Source organism: Sulfurovum sp. MH2-6 (assembly GCF_058374785.1).
In genome coordinates, this window is sequence record NZ_CM178170.1 from 823,188 (window position 1) to 842,990 (window position 19,803).

The window sequence follows — 19,803 nt, forward strand, 5'->3', positions numbered from 1 at the left end:
ATGAGATACAGATACTACGACTTTGTTTCTTGGGTATTGCTTTCAGCTATTGGTGGTGTTGGTCTCTCGCGATCGTTTTACTTTGAATATGCGCTACACCTTCGGAGAGATAGAGCGAGAAGGGTTCTTAATATCCTAGAATGTGTAGATCCTGAATCAAGTTCAGGATGACGAGGAGAATTATTCGGAGGGTTTAATTAGAACGAATGGTTAAAGCGGTACATCATTATCGAAGCAGCCACACTCACATTGAAACTCTTGATCCCTTCCTCCATCTCGATGGTGACCACTTCATCACAGACATCCAAAATCTCTTTAGAGATCCCTTTTCCCTCATGTCCCATCAGCAGTACCCATCTATCGGCTACTTTGACCTGTGAGAGAGGGGTGGAGTCTTCTGTCACCTCTGCGGCGTAGATTCTGTATCCCAGTGCTTTAAGTTCCCTGATCGTCTCAAAGATATCGTCGTAGAGGTTATATCTCATCAGGCCTATATGTCCCATCGAGACCCTTACGGCACGTCTGGCATAGGGGTGCGGCCCCTGGTGGGGCAGGAGGTAGGATTTTACACCCAGGGCTGCGGCACTTCTGGCAATGGCACCGATATTCTGGGTGGAGCTGATCTCATCGAGCATAAGGATCTGATCTCCCAAAGCGTTTAGAGGGGTTGGCGTAGGGCGGATGGCGTGCATCATGACGTTGTGGTGTATCGTATGCCCTACGATCTTCTCCATCACCTCTTTGGAAGCGACATAGAGCGTCGGTATCTCTTTTTGTTGTATCAGATCGGCATATTTCTCATAATACTCCTGCGTAGCAAAGATACTTTTGACCTGGATATCCTCTTCGAGAAGGAGGTTTACCACTTTTGGGCTGTCTGCAATGAAGCTGCCGTCTTCTCTGAAGGCATTCTCTCTCATCTGGTGGTAGATCTGCAGTTCCGGGATATCGGTATCGGTCACTTGGATAAAATTCATATGCTATTATAGCTACTGTTTACTTCTATAGGCTACAATAGCGCAAAAAATAATAAGGAAATATTATGAGAATGATTATGCTGCTTCTTATCGCATTCAACTTCTCTTTTGCAGAACTCAAACATGTCTGGGCAACCAAAGATTTTTTGAAAAATGATATCAAGATCATTGATGTGAGAACACCGGGGGAGTGGAGAGAGACAGGTATAGTGGAGGGCTCATATACGATTATGTTTTTTGACGAGCAGGGGAGATTCAATGTACCGCTTTTTCTTGAAGAGTTAAACAAAGTGGTAAAAAAAGATGAGCAGTTCGCACTCATCTGCCGTACAGGCAGCCGGACGACGGAGATATCCAAATTTTTGTCCCAACAGTTAGGGTATAACGTGATCAACCTCGCAGGCGGCATACAGAAGCTGATGAGAGAGGGGTATAAGCCGGTGATGTATATTCCCCATAATCGCTAGGGGGTCACAAGGTTGATTGACATAGACTAAACTATTCTGATATAATATATTAATATTAAGAAGAAATTAAATTTTAGGAACGTCTATGTCAAAAAGTTTATATGAAACTCTTGGTGTAAGTGAAGGTGCAACACCCGAAGAGATCAAAAAAGCTTATAGAAAACTCGCACGTCAGTATCACCCTGATATCAACAAAGAAGAGTCTGCACAGGATAAATTCAAAGAGATCAATGCTGCCTATGAGGTACTGAGCGATCCTGAGAAAAAAGCACAGTATGACCAGTTCGGTGACCAGATGTTCGGCGGTCAGAACTTCCATGACTTTGCACGCGGTCAGGGTGCAGGTGTGGATCTGGATGAGATCCTTCGTCAGATGTTCGGCGGCGGTGCCGGCGGCTTTGGCGGGGGCGGCTTCGGCGGCTTTAGCGGAGGCGGTTTCGGCGGCTTCGGCGGAGTGGATCTTGATATCCAGGCACGTATCACCGTACCTTTCATGACAGCAATCCTCGGTGGTAAACATAACGTCTCAGCGAATGGTCAGACATTTGATATCAAGATCCCTGCAGGTATCAAGTCCGGTGAGACGATGCGTGTAAGAGGTAAGGGTAAACAGTACCAGGGACAGGCCGGTGACCTTCTGCTTCAAGTAGAGGTAGCGGAGTCAAACGAGTATGAAAGAAAAGGCGATAACCTCTATAAGACATTTGATGTACCGTTAAAAGAGGCACTCTTTGGCGGTAAGATCGCAGTCAACACGCCGGAAAAAGAGGTCTCCCTGAAAGTACCGCAGAACACGAAAAACGGACAGAAGTTCAGACTCAAAGGGAAAGGCGTGCCGAACAGGAAAACAGCCCTTACGGGTGACCTCTATCTGGTAGCCAATGTGATCCTCCCTGATGTAGAGAGTATGGACGGTGAACTAAAAACGCTTCTAGAAGAGAAGCTTTAAAACAGCACAAGTGCTGTGAGCTGTCCGCTGAGGACGGTATGCGTACCTGGAAGCTTTGCTTTTAGGTAAATTAGCAAGGAAAGGAAAGTAGTATGCACAGTTACGATGAACCGGTATATCTGATCTCCGTAGTAGCAACAATGCTCGATATTCACCCGCAGACACTGCGTCAGTATGAACGGGAAGGTCTGGTTGAACCGTCACGTACAAGCGGCCGTATGAGACTCTATTCGCAGCGTGATATAGATAGGATGAAACTGATCCTTCGTCTGACCAGACAGATGGGGGTCAATCTGGCAGGTGTGGATGTGGCCCTGAAGCTCAAAGAACAGATCGATGAGATGCAAGATGAGATCGATCAGCTGAGAGAAGAGTTACGCAAAGCGAACCGTCACGGTTCAGTACATTCAAGTAAAGCACTGGTGGCAAAAAGCAGTTACGATATCATTATTTTTGAAGACTGATATACTTCCTTCTCGATAGAGGACTTTACAGAGAAACTGCTAATAGGTTTCAAACAGCTCCTGTATCTTTCTGTGGTCATGTTCACTCTCATAGAGCGGACGTCTGTCCTCCCCCCTCATATGTGTTTCAAAGGTAGCAGGAGTCTCCCTGTTCTGATAGAGTATCCCCAGCGGCATCGGCATACTCTCCTGGGCTTTTTTGAGGGCCTCTTCAAAGTTGCTACTCTCATAGCTCTCCTCCAGTATATAGGTGTGTTCTTTGAACCATTGAAAGGTATTTACTTTGTTGAAGACTACACAGGGTTGAAAGATATCGACCAGGGCATACCCTTTGTGCAAAAATGCAGCCTTCAGTACCTCTTTGGCATGGCTATAGTTCCCGATATTGACGCGTGAGACGAAGCCTGCCTTCAAAGCGAGTGCGACACTGAGCGGGTTGAAGGGTTCATTCTCCACCCCTTCCACCTGCACATTGGTGACAAACCCTTTCTGTGAGGTAGGGGAGGCCTGTCCTTTTGTGAGTCCGTAGACCATATTGTTATGGACGATATGGACGATATCGGGATTGCGTCTGAGCGTATGCAGAAAGTGGTTTCCCCCTTCACCGTACATATCGCCGTCACCTCCTTCTGCAATGACCGTCAGGCCCGGGTTGGCTGCTTTGATCGCCGTGGCAGCAGGAAGCGCTCTTCCATGGAGTACGCCATACATATGGGTATCGATATAGTAGGGTGTTTTGGCCGCCTGTCCGATACCGGAGACGATCACGGTATGCTGTTTCTCCAGCTCCAGCTCCTCCAGTACCTCTTTCACCAGTTTCAGGATACCGAAATTCCCGCATCCCGGACACCATGCAATATCTACGTTTTCTCTATCAAATGAGGTATGCATCATCACTCCTTTATCTGCTCTTTGATCCTCTCTGCCAGCTGGTCTGCAAAGAATGCAAAACCGTTGTACTGGAGTATCCTCTTGTCAACCGTGATATCATGAAGTTTGAGCTGGTCGGCAAATATCCCCGTGGCATTGTTCTCTACGACGATCCTCCGTCTATAGCCTTTAAGCAGCGCCAGCTGTTTCTCTGAAAGCGGGTGTACCCACTCAAAGTGTACATGGCAAAGCCTCGGATCATCCACTCTGGACAAAGCCTCTCTGATCGCACCGTAGCTTGACCCCCAGCCGATGACGGCGATCTCACCTTCACTCTCTACCGTTGGCATGAGAGCACTCTCCAGGAGGGTCTCGGCTTTACGCGCACGCTTGTGTACCATCTCTATACGCGTCTGGTAGCTCTCCGTGATCTGCCCGGTCTCATCATGTTCATCACTTGTAGCACAGACCAGCCCGTCGCCAAAGCCGGGGACACTTCTCGGGCTGATACCGTTTGGCGTATCCGCATAGCGGTGGTACCCCTCTTCGCTTTTCGTGATGTATCTCCCCGGTCTATACTGTGAGAAGTCGACACTCTCTATCGTACTCATTGAGTCGGCCAGGTACTGGTCACTCAGCAGGATCACAGGCACCTGGTAACGGTCGGCTAACTCAAAAGCGAGGTAGCCGCACTCGACAGCTGATTCAAGTGATCCCGGGGCAAGTACGATACGCTCGAACGGTCCGTGTCCTGCATAGATCGCCATATTGAGGTCACCCTGTTCACTCCGGGTAGGCAGGCCTGTTGCCGGCCCCGGTCTCTGTGCCAGGTAGATCACCGCAGGGGTTTCAGTCATCCCGCTCAGGCTCAGCGCTTCGGTCATCAGTGCAAACCCTCCGCCGGAAGTGGTTGTCATCGCCCGGGCACCGGCATACCACCCTCCCAGTACCATGTTCAGTGAGGCGATCTCATCTTCACTCTGTTCGACCACGATGGTAAAGTCCCTGGAGCGTGCTGCCATAAAGTTGAGCACTCCGGTGGAGGGAGACATGGGATAGGCAGTCACCATAGTACAGCCTCCTGCCAGAAAACCAAATCCGCAGGCGGTCGTACCGTTCATCAGATGAAGCTTCTCTACGCTTTTCCTGTCTCTGGAGGGGAGTTCAGGGACCGTGGAGTGTTCTATCTCTTTCCCCTCTTTATACCCCTCTTCAGAGACTTTTATGTTCTCACTCTCCTCTTTGAAGTACTTCTCGATACTCTGCAGTAGCGTATCGAGCTCCAACTCCAACAGTCCGAAGATCACCCCTGCCATATAGGTATTGGCATACTGACGGCTGCCCAGGGCTTTGGCACGTTCATAGATAGGAAGAGTGATGAGGTGTGCGATATCCTTATCTTCGGAGACATCGGCCACTACCAACGTCTGATCAGTGTATCTTGCCTGCATATGCTCCAGGGACGGCTCATCCAGCGCGATGGAGAGGTCCACTTCCCAGCAGGGGGCCTGAATGGGCATATCTCCGATACGGATCAATGTGGAGTTGCTCCCACCGCGTACACGCGACATATACTCTTTGGTAGAGTAGACATAGTAGCCACCGGCCTTGAAGGCATCTGTGAGTATCTTCTCGATCGTATCTATCCCCGAACCTGCGGGACCGCCTATCAGGATAGAGAGGTTTGTGTCATTCATGAGTCTCTCCTTGGTAGATTTTTGAGTGTTGTGAAGCGGCTGTAGTGAAGCGCTCTCTTGATTTTTCTCTTCTGTTTCTCTACGCATGAAAGTATCTCCCCAACTGATCTTGCCTCCATAGTATCCCAGCACGATAACCGATAGCCCGGTAAAGAGGATGATGGTATGGTAGGTAATCCCTGCCGGAGAATCATGATAGACGATCATGGGATCATTTAGGTAGAGTATGATATTGATGAGACCCAGCAGCAGCACCAGGGTGGAGAGGTAGAGTTTGATGAGAAAGGGTTGCGCTTTTGAAAAGTCATAGTTGACCCACCAGCTTAGGATACCGGGCACCATCGCCACGAAGCCCATCACCGTGGAGCCAAAAAAGAGATAGAAGACACTAAGTGCATAGGACTCCTTGGGATCAAAAAGAAAGAGAAGGTCCATGAAGGCCGCAAAGAGGTGCAGGGCGATCGGAAAATGGACCGTCATCGGGTGCGGGTGGTAGCGTCGGTACCAGACTTTGAGCTTCTCTTTCGTATCCGTTGCCGAATCGTCAGTTTCTTGGGTTTGTGATTCAGGCATTTCAAGCCTGCCCACGACGGGAAAGCCCTTAAAAACCTCTTCTCCGTGGGGTGCACCTGAGAGCTGATCGGTCAGGTCTTCTCCGGCAAAGTGCATACCCTCATGCTCCCCCTCTTGCCATAACGGACTCTCTGTCACATCATAAATGTTGTTCTTATAGGCAACATAGGCTTTTGCCCCATTGCGACCGTCATACGCTTTAAGCTCATCAATCGTCATTCCTGATCCCTCTGATTTAACCGTTTATCTCTTCTCTGTTTTTATCCTGTCATAGCTAGTGTATTGCTCTATTTTAGTGAAATGAGTGTGTAGTATGAATGTAGGGAAGATATAGTAGTTGGATAATCTCTCTTCTCGCTCCACCTCTCCGAAGGTGTAGCGTATATCCAAGGTAAAACAATCGTAAGAGACCAACACCACCGATAGGTGGAAGCAATACCCAAGAAACAAAGTCGTAGTCTCTGCATCTCACCTTCGGAGAGGTGAGACGAGGAAAAGTTGCCATATATACTCTCACAAAATCGTGAGAGTGAAAGAAAATTATGACCTATAATTTCAATGAGATTACATCTTTAACTTCTAAAACTTAATTTTTTCAAACAACTCTTCAAAATATGTTTGGTAATCATTTTCTTCGGTTGAAGGATTTTTAAGTTCAGACAATATGAATAACATTTTTTCTTTTAACTTTTCAAAAGTTATTTGAGTCAAGCTCCTTTCATTATATCTTTGTAATATTTGAAATAAAATATAAAAATCTACAAAATATCTTTTTCTATTATTAGAATCTTTTCCCAAAATTTCATTTAGTGATTTTTTTAAGTCATTAGAGTTTAAAATAGTTTTTAAATATTCAATGCGTTTTTCTATTTCTTCTATACTTTTAAGAAAGTTTCTTTTTAAAAGAACATCTGTTGAGATCTTTTCTAATAAAGTTGAAACAGCCTTTTTTTCTCTAATCCTACAATTTACTTTAGAATCTCTTCCATAAAAACCAAGGCTATTAGAATGTAAATAGTGTTGAGTATAATAAATATAAACAAGTAAAGTAATTAACTCTTCATTTTCCATTCTATCTGAGGTACGATTACTACGTTGTTTAATAAAAAACCATTCAATATTATCATTAGTTAATACTTTAATTCTCTCAATAATATCATTATCAATAAATGAATTCCACATTTCGAAAGAGTTTTCTTTGATTGGATATGGCTTATTATTAAGTCTAATAAATAAGTCAACAGGATCAAAATTAGTATTTAGGTTATAATCAATTTCGATAATACTTAATTTAAAATCTAAAATCTTATCTTGAATCGAAATATCTAAATCATAAAAACTTTTTTTATTTAACTCTTTTAAAATTCTTAGTCCCTTAAGTTTATAATTATTATTTTTCGGGAAAGTTAATTGATCATTTTCATTTCTATATTTTTTTCCTGTAAAACCAAGAATCGATAATAAACGTTGTTGTCCATCAATAACTTCTTTTACTCCATTTTTATTTTTAAATATAAATATTGGAGGCAAGTTAATACCTAAAATTATACTTTCAATAATTGCGGATGCTTTAGTAGTATTTATTTTTTCATGCCTTTGGTAGCTGGGCCGGATTAAATATCTTTTTCCACTTAAGTCATCAATTATTTCATAAACTGGTACTAATGAAGGTTCAGGTTTTTGTACTCGTAATGATGATAATTCAGCTAGTTTTAGTTTAGCATCTTTTTCGCTTTGTCTCATTTCTTTAATATTGTCTTTAAAGTTATCATCCTTAAAATATATTTTAAATGATATGTCATACAAGTTTTCAAAAAAATCCGCAATAGTTCTATGTCTAGTAATTATTTCTTTATAATAATGACTATTTTTTGCTTCAAAGACATCGTAATTTTTTTCTATATATTTTTCAAATTGTTTGAATATTTCTTGAGTTAATAAATTATCTATATTTATTTGTTCCTCTAATAATATATTTATTGCCCATAATAAAGTAAGATTTAACTGCTTATTTGTTTTCCATGATTCATTCTTAAATAAATTAATTAACTTTAGGGTAGTTTTTAAATTAGAAATAAGAGTATTACATAGTTCTTGTGTATCATCAACATTACCACTTGTTACATTATATAGTAAATCAATAAGTTCGCTTCGACTATTCCCTGTTGCGTATGTATTTATTGGGAAAGATGATAGTATTAAATATTTTCTTAGAAACTGTAAAATATCAGCACTTTTATTTTGAAAGTCTATTTCATTTCTATTTAGAAATTTTTTACCAATTTCTGTTACTAATTCATGATCTTTAGATAAAAGTTCTTTTAATTTTATTGTAATACTATCATCATCATATGTTGCATTATCTATTTCAGCATTATTTAACGGCGTAATACCAGAATTATATCGACGAAAAATTTCTTTTTTAATTTTATCTTCTAGTATTGATTCAAGTTTTGGTTCGTTTATTATTTCAAATTCAAATATTCTAATTTTAGCATCATCAAAAATCTCTTGAATATCATTATCTAATTTAGAAAAGTTTTGATTTTTCAATTGTGGTAATTTTGTTAAACCTTTTAATGAAAGCTTTAAATCATCAGTTTTAAATTTCTTTATTGTTTCAAAACGTTGACGTCCATCAATGACTTCGTATGTTGAACCATTATTAAAAAAAATCATAGGAGGAATATCTGTGCCTAAAAGAATACTTTCTATAAAAAAAGAAGCTTTCTCTGAATCCCAAACATAATTTCTTTGATAATAAGGATCATACTTAATTTTACGTAGCATTCTGTCACTAAACAATGATTTAATCGATAAAGAGTATACACTTGTTTTTATATGTTTTTTAAAAATATTTTCGAATTGATCTTTATTTAAATATAAATTACTTTTAGATTCCATTTTAGTCCTTATCATTGTTTAACATTAGTTTATTTTTAGATTTTATCTCAAAGGTTATTGAATCTCCTTGATCAATGGTAGTAAGCTTAAAGTCGTCTTGGGGATTTAGCATATATCTAGAAAAAACAAGATAATCATATAATAATGCTGAAAAATAGTCTATGAAATTTTGTTTTAAATTTTTTAAATATTCTCCTGCTTCTGAAGAATTAATGATTTCTATTTTTAGTTCATTGTATGCCGCAGACTGAACTAAAATTATTATATTTTTATCAGAAGTTAATTCGATGGAGATCCTTTCTTCATCAAAATCATCTTGTTGAATATTTTCACTTAATAAATAAAAAAACTGAATCAATAATTGATAGATTTCATTATTGAAATCAAGTAAAATTGGAATATCCTTATATATCATTACAAATGACTTAAATTCAATTTTTGAAGTACTGGGCAAATGCTTTAGTAAATTATAATTAAGGATATGTGTATAAAATGATTTTGCATCATATATAAAGGCATTGTAAAAAAGGATAAGTAATTCATTTTCAGAAAGTAAGGAACGAAAAATTTGGACATATTGATGTTTTTCTTTTTCGCTTATATCAGCTAGATCAATTATTTTTAATATTCTATAGATTGTTTTAAAATACTGTGCTAAATCCTCTCTTTTATTATAATAAAGGCCTTTATACTTATTGACTGCATTAATATGATTATTTCTAGGATCTTTTCTATCTGTTTTAAAGTTTTTAATAAGATCTTGACGAAAATCTTTGAAATAGTTGTTATTTTCACTCAACTTATTTAAGTCATCTATTGTTTTATTATATAATTCAATCATGGAAAAAAAAGTTGTTTCAAACCTTTGTTGTTTTAAGGTTTTCGATTGTTCTATAAAAACTTTTCGTGATTGTTCTAACTCCTGACGTTGTAGTTTAAATTCGTCAGTTTGTACTTTTAAGGCGTTAATTTGTTCTTCAAGTGCACGTCTATTAGTTTTATAATCCTCTCTTTGTTCTTTTAATGCAAGATAAAATAATATTACCCCACCTAACGCCCAAATAGAACCAAACACACCACCAAAGAAATCACCAAAAGTTCCAAATTTACTATGGTCAATTTTTAAATTATAATTTATATTTTCTTGCCAAAAATATAATATGAGTAAAGGTACAGTAAGTATAAATATTGACAATAATAATTTAAATATTCTATCAGCGTTAAAGAACTCTTTCTTCATCAACTTCTCCCTTTTTCTTAAAATTAATTTTACACAATATAACTTTGAAACTAGTAATAAGGATTTTTAAAGTAAATAAATCAAGGAAAGTAAAGGTGTCAGATGATGTTAATGACATAATTGTAAAGGCAGTAAGGTGGTAATCAGGGGGGGGAAGGGAGATCCCCGGGTGCCCGTAGGAAATACTCTTGGGGTGCAAGCCCGAGGATGACGGAAGAGGGGCAAGCTGAGAATGAGGAAGAGCAGAGCAGGAGCTTGGACTACAGCCCTTTCTCATCGAGCTGCTTCTCTGCCGCTTTTCTTCCCTGCTCAATGACTTCAAGGGATTTGTGGAAGTCATAGGTGTTGCAGACATCTTTCGATATCTCTATCAGGATATCGGGAGGGTAGCCTCCCAGCCTGTACCTGGTCAGACCGTTCTGCATCGTATCAAGGGTTTTGTCGAGGATATCAAACATCGTCAGTTCCTCTTTTTTGGGATTGAACTTCTCAAGGAGTTCAAGAAAGACCCGGCTGAAGCTATTGGTCTGTTTCTTCTCTTCATCGCTGATCTCTATCTCCGGTTTGGGGGTGTCCGCATAGAGGTTGACGGCTATGGTGAGATCACTGATATCAGACATTGTGGGTGCAACAGGCAGAGGGTTGAGGATACCGCCGTCGGTCAGGATCATCTCGTCTACTTTTACCGGTGTAAAGATCGTAGGGATGGCGATAGAGGCACGAAGCGCCTGCAGGAGATTTCCCGACTGGAACCAGACCTCTTTTTTGCGTACTACATCCGTGGCAACGGCAGTAAACTTGATCGGCAGCGTTTCGAAGGTCTCTTCCTCACCTATCATTTCAGCGATCTTGTCAAAGACCTTGTCACCTTTGATCAGGCCGCTTGAGTCGAAAGAAAAGTCCACCAGTGAAGCGACATCAAGAGGGTCCAGACCCAAGACCCACTCTTTGTACGCATCCAGTTTCCCGCATGCATAGAGTCCGCCTATGAGCGCACCCATCGAGGCACCGCTGATGGAGACGATCTCATAGCCCCGCTTTTCAAGCGTTTCGATCACTCCGATATGGGCGTAGCCTCTGGCTCCGCCGCTTCCGAGAACGAGAGAAACTTTGCCTTTTGTTTTCATCTTACACCTTTCCTACCTCATACCACTTTCTCAGCCATCTGTCGATAGGATTGATCATCTTGTAGATCACCGGGACAACCAGCAGGGTGAGTACCATCGAACTGATCAGACCTCCTATCACCGCAATGGACATCGGCGCTTTGCTTTCGCTTCCCAGTCCGGTTGCGATCGCAAGAGGAAGCATCGCAAAGATCATAGCAAAAGTTGTCATAAGGATTGGTCTCAGCCTTTTCTCTCCGGCCTCCAGGAGTGCTTCATCGGTGCTTTTCCCCGACTTGAGCGCTTCATTGGCAAAGTCAACCAATAGAACGGCATTTTTACCCACCATTCCCATCAAGAGCATAAATCCGATCATTACAAAGAGACTGAACTGCAGTCCGCTCAGATAGAGTGCGATCAATACCCCGATAATACTCAAAGGGAGTGCAACCATGATAATGATCGGCTGTATAAGAGACTCATAGAGTATCGCCAGGATAATGAACATCAGGATCATAGTGAGTCCGATCGCTGTACCGAATGCCTGTCCTGTTTTTTCCATCTCTTCTGCAAACCCTGTAAACTTATAGTCAACCTCTTTTGGGAGGAGTTCATTGATCTTGTCAGTGGTGTACTGTACGGCTCCTCCGAGATCCAGTCCGAAAAGATCCGCATAGACACTCACCTGTCTCTGTCTGTCATAATGGTAGATACTTGCCAGCGATTCACTCTCTTTGAACGCTACCAGACCATCGAGGTAGACAAGCTCCCCATTCTGGGCACGCAGTTGTATCTTCTTGATATCCCGGATACTTTTTCGGGAATCATCTTCTACCCTCAGTGATATATTGTACTGTTTTCCGCTCTCTTCGAAGTGTGAGATCTCAAGGTCACTGGAGAAGGCTGTTGAGATCGCTAAAGCGATCTGTGAAGCACTGATACCCAGTCTGGCGGCATTTTCACGCAGGATCTGTATCTCTATCTGTGGTTTTCCCTCTTCGAGATTGGTATCGATGTCCACAAAACCTTTTTTCTTGGAAAGATACGCAGTGAGGTTCTCTGTAGCCGTTTTGAGTGATTCAAAAGAGTCAGACTTCAGTACGATCTGATACGGTACAGTGACACCGGTTCCTTTGATGTTCGGTATCGCTGCTGCGGTGATAAAGAGTGATTTTTGGTAGGGTTGGAGTCTCTCTCTGATGTTTTGGATGATCTCCTCCTGGTTCAGCTCTCTCTCCAGTTTCTCTTTCAGTTTTACATAGATCACTGCTTTGTTGATCTCCTGGGCACTGTTATAGCCGATACTGAGCGTCGTATAGATGACATGCTTATCCTCTTTTACGACCGCTTCTATCTTTTTGGATTCCTGGATCATTTTATCCAGGGAGATCCCCGCATCGGCTTTTAGCTTGACTTCAAATTCACCCTTATCCTCTTTTGGAACAAAGTCCATACCGATCTTCGGAAAAAGGCTTAAGGAACCGACGAAGATCACAAGCACGCCGATCAGTGTGGTTTTTCTGAAACGCAGTACAAAACGTAACGCACGGTCATAGAGCCCTTCCAAAGATTTGAAAAAAGGTTCGGTCCGGTCATAGAAACGGCTCTCTTTTTTCTCCAACGTTCTTGCACCGAGACTCGGGATGAAGCTCAGAGCGATCGTATAGGAGATGATGACGGCAAATCCTACGGTCATCGCAAATGATTCAAAGAATTTCCCTACGATACCGCTCATGTTGGAGACAGGGATAAATACGGCCAAAAGCATTGCCGAGATCGCGAGGATGGCAAATGCGATCTCCCTGACCCCCTCGAATGCGGCCTCGAACCTTCCTTTCCCCTCTTCAAGTTTCTTATAGATATTCTCAACGACGACGACGGCATCATCGATGATGATCCCGATCGCCAATGTCAGTCCGATCAGGGTCATTCTGTTGAGATCATACCCCATAAAGTGCATCAGTGCGATCGTACCGAAGATCGAAGTAGGGATAGAGAGTGCCGAGACAAAGGTAATGGTCGTGTTGCGCAGGAAGAAAAAGATGATAATGACTGCAAGCAGCGAACCGTAGATCAGGTCGAACTCTACATCTGCCAGTGAGTGGATGATAAACGGAGTGGTGTCGTTGATCAGTTTTACGCCGAACCTCTCTCCCGCCATCTTCTCCAAAGCAGGGATCTCTTCTTTGACTTTGGAGACGATATCAAGTGTGTTGGTGCCTGAGATCTTCTGTACCTCAAGCATAACACCTTCTATCCCTTCATAGGAAGCGTAACTCTTCGGATCACTCATGCCGTCTTCTACTCTGGCTACATCTCTGAGTCTGACACCCTCTTTGATCTTGATATTACGAAGCTCTTCGATACTCATCGCATCGGCTTTTGTTTTGAGGATGAACTCTCTCTCCTCGCTTATCAGCTTACCGCCGCCGATCTTGTTATTTTCTCTTTTGATGATCTCGTTGAGCTCCCTGATCGTCATATTATTCTGGTTCAGTTTGTTGATATCCGGGTAGACCCTGATCTCCCTGTCTTTGTAACCGATGATATTGATCCCACCCACGCCGTTGATCTTTTGAATGGCAGGTTTGACCTTTTCATCCGCAAAAACCATCAGGTTCTGCAGGGTGTCCTTTTCGGCGGTTAAAAAGAGGTTGATGACTGAAGCCCCGCCGATATCCAGCTTACTGACCAGCGGTGTCTCGGCATCGGTAGGGAGGGAGACGGCAGAGACTTTGTCTCTGACATCATTCGTTGCTTCATCGATATCACGTTCAAGCAGAAACTTGATCGTCACAACGCTCACACTGTCACTGCTTGTTGAGATGACAGAATCTATCCCACCGATCCTTGAGATCGCTTCTTCGATCTTATCCGTGATCTCTGACTCCATGGTAGTCGGTTCTGCACCGGGGTAGACAGTCTTGACCGTAACGATCGGGAAATCAACGTTTGGAAAGAGTGCCGCAGGCATCGCCTTGAAACTCATCCACCCGAAGATGATGAGTGACAGCACATACATGAGGGTTGTAATGGGTCGGTTTATGGCTAATTTATACATACTCTCTATCCGCCTACTTTTGATCTGTAACGATCATTCCTTCACCAAAGAGACCTACCATAAGGTCTTTGGCCTCTACTTCTGCGATGACTTTTCTCTTATCGGTGTTGAGGGCAGGGTAGATCTTGGTAATCTTGCCTTCATAGGAGTTCTCCTCCCCATCGATCTTATATTGAAAGAGATCACCTACTTTTACCTCTGCATGGTATTTTTGATCAAATGCGAGGATGAGCTTTCTCTCATGAAGACTTTGGATCTTCAGTATCGTACGGATCAGCCCGCCGCTGACCGCATCTCCCTCCTCGACGATCTTTTCAAAGATCACGCCGTCAAAAGGTGCTGTAAGGATCGTTTTTTCATAAAGCGCTTTTTGATAGTCTGCCTGTGCCTTGGCATTCTCATATTTGAAGGCATACTGATCATATTGGGCCTGGTTGATCACCTGTTTCACTTTGCGTTGCCTCTCAAAATCTTTTTGTGCATACTTCTTTGCAACTTCGGCACTCTCAAGCATCGCTTTGAGGTCACTGTTCTCGAGTGTTGCGAGTACCTCCCCCTTCTTTACGACACTTCCTACATCGATATGGACCTTCTCTACGACACCGCTGCTGATGAAAGCCAGTTCCGCACTTTTTTCTGCTTTTACCTGGAAGGTAGCATAGACCTCTTCAGCATAGATGGCCGTAGCCATCATGATCATTGTCATAAATATTTTTTTCATTGTATAAACTCCTTAGGGGCTTTTCCTGCATAATAGTAATAGATTGATTTAGCTATCTCATAGTCATAGCGTGTTTCGTCATAGCGTGCCTTGGCAAGTGTCTGATTGTTGAGTGCATCGAGATAGGCGATGTTGTCGACCAGACCGCTTTCAAACTTTTTGACAATCGCACGGTAGGTACTTTTTGCGGCATTCAGCTCACTGTGTGCACTGTTGAGTTTTGCCTGTATCGTCTCCAGATTTGTTTCCGAAAGCCTGAAGTGCATCTTCTGCTCTTCTATACGGTATTGGCGTTCTGATTCCAGGGCCATTTTCTGATACTGCAGTGCTTCCTTCTCTTTTCTCATTTTACCATGATCAAAAAGGCGCATATTTATGGAGATACTTGCCTGGTTTTGATGATCAAGCAGTATGTCACCAGGAAAGGTGGATGGAGCAAGGTCATCATAGTGGGATTTGCTATAGGTATCCTGTATCGTAATTTGAGGCATATATCCGGCATTGATTGCATTTGCATTTTCATCGATCGCATTGGCCCTGGATTTCAGGATCTTGCTCTGCTCGTAAGGTTCAAAGGCAATGTCGTACGGTTCCATGAAGCTCTCCTCCTGGAGTTCTTCAACCGGGAGTCCACTCTCCAGGCGTAGATTTTCCAGACTTGTCTCAAGTGCCAGCTTGGTATTCTCTATCGTATAACGGTTATTTTCGTAAACAGCTACGAGTTTGTCTATATCCTCTTTGGTCGCAAGTCCTGCGGCATTGAACTTCCTGATACGGTCAAGCTGTGCGCTCAGTTCTTTTGACTGCCCGTAGAGTGCGGAGAGCATCGCTTGGAGTTTTTGGACCGTATAGTAATGCTCTATGATCTTCAATGAAAGGTTTTTGGAAAATGCTTCCTGTTCAAAGCGTGATGCACGGTGTTCGAACCCTTTGGCACGCTCCAGGGCACTTTTCCTGCCTCCGTCATAGAGTTCCATGCTTACTGTGGCGTAGCCGCTTGTTGTTTCGCCCGGGCTTACCAGTGAAGTAGGGGTCACCATGCTGTAGTTTCCGCCGATATCAAGTGTCGGCCAGAACGCACTGCCTGCTGCCTCCCTCTCTTTGGATTTCGCCTCGACAGTTAGCATTGTCGCTTGGATCATCGGGTTGTTTTGTTGTGTATGCGTTATCAGCTCTTTTAACCCATACTCACGGGCCGTTACCAAAAGAGGTAGCAGCGCTATCCATATAAGTCTCATTTCTCCTCCTTCATTTCTATCAATTTAAACAGTGTCTCTACAAAGCGTGATATTTCGCTTTGTGCATTCTTATGCAGCAATTGCGTATCGATCACCAGGCCCTTTGAAAAGAGGTGCAGTGCAGGGATCAGATCACGTGCTTCGGGAACGATCTCTCTTTTTTCTATGGCCTCATCAATGATCATAGTTAACTTCTCTGTCGAATTTTTGTGACATAATTGAGTGAACTGTTCCATCTCCTCTGTCCCGTCCATCAAAGAGATCGCAATGAATTCACGATAGAGAGAAAGGTGTTTTTTTGTCTCTTCATTGAGATAAAGCAGGCTTAGAAAATGGTAGATTTTCTCTTTTGTCGAGTCAGATTGTGAAATTTTTTTAAAAAACTCCTCTTCATATTCAGAGATAAAGAGTGTGATGATCTCAAAAACGATATCTTCTTTATTTTGGAAATACTCATAGACCGTACCTTTGCCGATCCCTGCAGTTTTGGCTATCTGTGCTATGGTAAGATCATTAATCCCATGTTCAAGCAACAAGGACCTGCATGAGAGCGCAATGTTCTTTCTTTTTTCCTCTTTATTGACGATAATTGCCATAGGTCTCCTTTTGACTGACCGTCGGTCAATTAAAATAGTAGCATCTTAATATTAAGGTAAATTGAGAAAATGTTATGAGGGAGAAAAAGGTGCTTGAAGCGTGTAGAAGATCTGTATGTATAGAGAAGAGTGTTGGTTCCAAGTTGTAGGTTTGGCACTGTCAAACGTCTCTTGAGAGAATATGAAGTGGTATTGATATTAGTATGCACCCCAAGGGCACTTCCTCCCTTTGGTTAGAGTGCATTCCCGATCAGGAGATCATGTATAGTCAAGAGAAGGATGGGTAGGGTGGATGAAATCCACCATCATGGTGGGATGCTCCCACCCTACGACAAACCGTTCGTACTGTATTGCATAGTTTTTTACTGGTTCCCAAATTGTATTTGGGAATTCATACGGAGCATGTGACATATCAGTTTCATCTACACTTCGAAACTCAGTTTGGGAGCGAGAGGAAAGTCGTAGGTTTGGCACTGCCAAACGCATACCGGGAATATTGACTTTATTATTTGGTAGTGTCAAATCTATAGATGGTGAAGGAATGAAGTTTTGGTATAAAAGTTGGTTGAGAACGTTTGGCAGTGCCAAACCTACAGACTGCGTGGTTATGCATCCTACGCGAAAGACACCCATTCCCACTTAATATGGTCTCAGGAAACGATCTGTTCCAGTGCCTCTTCTATATCTGTATGGAGAAACCTGTACCCTTCATCCAGGATCTTTTTGGGATAGACCTCTTTGGATTCTGTGAGTACGGAAGCCGCTTCCCCGTACATGATCTGCAAGGCAAACTCCGGGATAGGTAGAATAGTTGGACGGTGGAGTGCCTTTCCCAGTGCCTTGGTGAAGGTATAGTTGCTGACGGGATGAGGTGCGGTGGCATTGAAGATACCTGTCAGCTGCTTCTCCATAAGATGTTTATAGATTCCTATCAGATCATCCATATGTATCCAGCTTGTCATCATTTTTCCGTTCCCGATGATCCCTCCTACACCGAGTTTGAACGGCGTGATCATCTGCTTAAGGGCGCCTCCGTCTTTTCCCAGAATCACACCAAATCTCAGGATAGCAGTGGGTTTGTTGCACTTATGCGCTTCATCTTCCCACTCCTTCGCCAGTCTTCCCAGGAAGTCATCGGCATAGGTGTCGCATGACTCGTCGCAGGGAACATCACTGGGATAGATACCGATAGCCGAGGTTGAGATAAAGTGTTTAATGTTACTTTGGTTGATCGCTGAGACAAGACGGTCCGTGGTATGGATACGGCTCTCTCTGAGAATTTTTTTATAGGGGTCGCTCCAGCGCTTGATGATGGGTGCACCTGCAAGGTTGATAACCACGTCGACACCTTTGAGTTTCTCTATGATCGCTGCTTCATCATCCTCTCTCTGGATACTGATCGCATCCCTGAAACTCTTTTGCAACGCTGTTCCGACAAAACCGCTTGCACCTGTAATGGCTATTTTCATCCTCTGCCTCCTCTCTATTGGTTAAGCAGTGTTTCGATCTCCTCTTCGATCTCTTTGGGTTTGGTGGAAGAACCGAAACGTGCCACCACTTTCCCTTTTTTGTCCACAAGAAACTTGGTAAAGTTCCATTTGATCGCTTCTGTTCCCAGTATACCGGACTGTTCGGACTTGAGGTAGGCATAGAGAGGGTGTGCATTCTCTCCATTTACCTCTATCTTTGAAAACATCGGAAAAGTCACACCGAAGTTGACACGGCAGAAGTTCTGTATCTCTTCTTCTGTGCCGGGTTCCTGGTTGGCAAACTGGTTACAGGGAAAGCCCAGTACAACAAACCCTTTCTCACGGTATTTTTCGTAGAGTGTTTCAAGCCCATCATACTGTGGAGTGTAACCGCACTTGCTTGCGACATTGACAATCAGCATGACTTTACCCTTGTAGGGTTCGAGTGTTGTCTCTGCCCCTTGAATGGTTTTTACTTTGAACGCATAGATCGATTGCATTGTCATATCCTTTCCAACTACGGTTAATGTCATCATCAACAGCAGTATAAAAATTTTTTTCAACATTCATTTGCCTTTCTGCCATCTCTCCCTCTATCCGTAGGGTATAGTCTAGCATAACTCTTCTTCCAAGGCAACTCAGCTGCTTCTATGCGCCATTATCTTCTTTTTGATCCATCGTATGAGTGTGCCAAGGAGAGGAAGGGTTTCATAGATATGTTCTCCGGCATCCCAGTAGTCAGTATGTTCCAGGATCTTTCCTCTCTCATCAAAGTGCATACGGCTCAGGCCATCGATGCTGAATGTCTCCTGTTTCTCATGAAAAGCGAAGCGGAATGTCCAATTGAGATAGAGGATATTCTGATCGCTGACAGACTCGGTGATCAGAAGTGTCGGATCATCTACTTGTTGATAGAGCTGCCGAAAAAAATGATAGAGTGCCGCCAGATCATCAAGTTCATAAAACGGATTTTTAAAGTGTACCTCTTCTGTATAGATACTTTTAAGGTCATCAAGAGTGACCCCCTCATCCAGTGTCTCAAAAAAAGTTTTCACTCGTACATGATTCATCTTGTCTCCTTCCCCTTGTCAATGATGATTTTATAGCATAAAGTGGCTGTTTGCTAGTCAGATAATGTCAGCTGGCGGATTTAATATTCCAAAATTATCTATTATGTTATTCTTTGCCTTGTTGTCTTTGTCGTTTCCTGTTATGCTAAGTGAAGTGCGTTCTCCTCTATTCATCACAGTGAGATTGCTCTTCAGTTTCAAACCGACCAACTGTTGTCCGGACGAAAGCAGCTCTTCCATAAGAAGCGTCAAAAAAAGGATGGTTTTTTTCATATTTTTCCCTCACTATAATTTTTTAGTCTCTACACCTCACACAGACATCCCGTCATCTATGGGATTTGGGAGGATCGATCAATTAACAATAATAAAATAAGACTATGGAGATATATGAAAAAGCGGTA

The 19,803-nt window shown here is 42.7% G+C and carries 17 protein-coding genes; 3 read left to right on the forward strand and 14 right to left on the reverse strand.

The features are described from left to right. Positions 1-197: 197 nt before the first annotated feature. Positions 198-977, reverse strand: coding sequence for a TrmH family RNA methyltransferase (locus AC4JOV_RS04085; protein WP_229936419.1), 780 nt, complete (start codon positions 975-977; stop codon positions 198-200). A 65-nt stretch (positions 978-1,042) separates the two neighbouring features. On the opposite strand from AC4JOV_RS04085, the gene AC4JOV_RS04090 reads away from it, so the two are divergent. The 3 genes from AC4JOV_RS04090 (at position 1,043) to AC4JOV_RS04100 (ending at position 2,857) form a co-directional block, all read left to right on the forward strand. Beyond that, on the forward strand, positions 1,043-1,444 hold the full coding sequence (locus tag AC4JOV_RS04090) for a rhodanese-like domain-containing protein (protein WP_229936418.1): 402 nt from the start codon (positions 1,043-1,045) through the stop codon (positions 1,442-1,444). 85 nt (positions 1,445-1,529) lie between these two features. Continuing rightward, the gene (locus AC4JOV_RS04095) at positions 1,530-2,393 is read left to right on the forward strand and encodes a DnaJ C-terminal domain-containing protein (RefSeq protein WP_229936417.1); all 864 of its coding nucleotides are present in this window, start codon (positions 1,530-1,532) and stop codon (positions 2,391-2,393) included. A 92-nt stretch (positions 2,394-2,485) separates the two neighbouring features. Next, positions 2,486-2,857 carry a heat shock protein transcriptional repressor HspR gene (locus AC4JOV_RS04100; protein WP_229936416.1) on the forward strand — a complete coding sequence of 124 codons (372 nt, stop codon included), beginning with the start codon at positions 2,486-2,488 and terminating at the stop codon, positions 2,855-2,857. A 39-nt stretch (positions 2,858-2,896) separates the two neighbouring features. On the opposite strand, the gene AC4JOV_RS04105 is transcribed toward AC4JOV_RS04100, so the two are convergent. The 13 genes from AC4JOV_RS04105 to AC4JOV_RS04165 form a co-directional block, all read right to left on the reverse strand. After that, positions 2,897-3,748 carry a thiamine pyrophosphate-dependent enzyme gene (locus tag AC4JOV_RS04105; RefSeq protein WP_229936415.1) on the reverse strand — a complete coding sequence of 284 codons (852 nt, stop codon included), beginning with the start codon at positions 3,746-3,748 and terminating at the stop codon, positions 2,897-2,899. Between the two features lie 2 nt (positions 3,749-3,750). Further along, positions 3,751-6,216: a 2-oxoacid:acceptor oxidoreductase subunit alpha gene (locus tag AC4JOV_RS04110; RefSeq protein ID WP_229936414.1), complete on the reverse strand. Its 2,466-nt coding sequence runs from the start codon at positions 6,214-6,216 to the stop codon at positions 3,751-3,753. Positions 6,217-6,576: 360 nt separating this feature from the next. Further along, positions 6,577-8,901: a DUF262 domain-containing protein gene (locus tag AC4JOV_RS04115; protein ID WP_229936413.1), complete on the reverse strand. Its 2,325-nt coding sequence runs from the start codon at positions 8,899-8,901 to the stop codon at positions 6,577-6,579. 1 nt (position 8,902) lies between these two features. After that, positions 8,903-10,141 carry a putative phage abortive infection protein gene (locus tag AC4JOV_RS04120; protein ID WP_229936412.1) on the reverse strand — a complete coding sequence of 413 codons (1,239 nt, stop codon included), beginning with the start codon at positions 10,139-10,141 and terminating at the stop codon, positions 8,903-8,905. 260 nt (positions 10,142-10,401) lie between these two features. Beyond that, entirely contained in the window at positions 10,402-11,268 is an 867-nt protein-coding gene (locus tag AC4JOV_RS04125; protein ID WP_229936411.1) for a patatin-like phospholipase family protein, read from the reverse strand. Position 11,269: 1 nt separating this feature from the next. Beyond that, positions 11,270-14,308 (reverse strand): efflux RND transporter permease subunit, encoded by a 3,039-nt coding sequence (locus AC4JOV_RS04130; protein WP_229936410.1) that lies wholly within the window; start codon positions 14,306-14,308, stop codon positions 11,270-11,272. A 13-nt stretch (positions 14,309-14,321) separates the two neighbouring features. Then, complete coding sequence (locus AC4JOV_RS04135; RefSeq protein WP_229936409.1) at positions 14,322-15,029, reverse strand: efflux RND transporter periplasmic adaptor subunit; 708 nt, start codon at positions 15,027-15,029, stop codon at positions 14,322-14,324. Then, positions 15,026-16,267, reverse strand: coding sequence for a TolC family protein (locus tag AC4JOV_RS04140; protein ID WP_229936408.1), 1,242 nt, complete (start codon positions 16,265-16,267; stop codon positions 15,026-15,028). The genes AC4JOV_RS04135 and AC4JOV_RS04140 overlap by 4 nt, the downstream gene beginning before the upstream one ends. Then, positions 16,264-16,863: a TetR/AcrR family transcriptional regulator gene (locus AC4JOV_RS04145; RefSeq protein WP_229936407.1), complete on the reverse strand. Its 600-nt coding sequence runs from the start codon at positions 16,861-16,863 to the stop codon at positions 16,264-16,266. The genes AC4JOV_RS04140 and AC4JOV_RS04145 overlap by 4 nt, the downstream gene beginning before the upstream one ends. Before the next feature lie 650 nt (positions 16,864-17,513). After that, positions 17,514-18,332: a TIGR01777 family oxidoreductase gene (locus tag AC4JOV_RS04150; protein ID WP_229936406.1), complete on the reverse strand. Its 819-nt coding sequence runs from the start codon at positions 18,330-18,332 to the stop codon at positions 17,514-17,516. 14 nt (positions 18,333-18,346) lie between these two features. Further along, positions 18,347-18,832 (reverse strand): glutathione peroxidase, encoded by a 486-nt coding sequence (locus AC4JOV_RS04155; RefSeq protein WP_229938374.1) that lies wholly within the window; start codon positions 18,830-18,832, stop codon positions 18,347-18,349. Positions 18,833-18,970: 138 nt separating this feature from the next. Then, positions 18,971-19,402 (reverse strand): nuclear transport factor 2 family protein, encoded by a 432-nt coding sequence (locus tag AC4JOV_RS04160; RefSeq protein ID WP_229936405.1) that lies wholly within the window; start codon positions 19,400-19,402, stop codon positions 18,971-18,973. A 57-nt stretch (positions 19,403-19,459) separates the two neighbouring features. After that, positions 19,460-19,675 carry a hypothetical protein gene (locus tag AC4JOV_RS04165; protein WP_229936404.1) on the reverse strand — a complete coding sequence of 72 codons (216 nt, stop codon included), beginning with the start codon at positions 19,673-19,675 and terminating at the stop codon, positions 19,460-19,462. Positions 19,676-19,803: the final 128 nt, after the last annotated feature.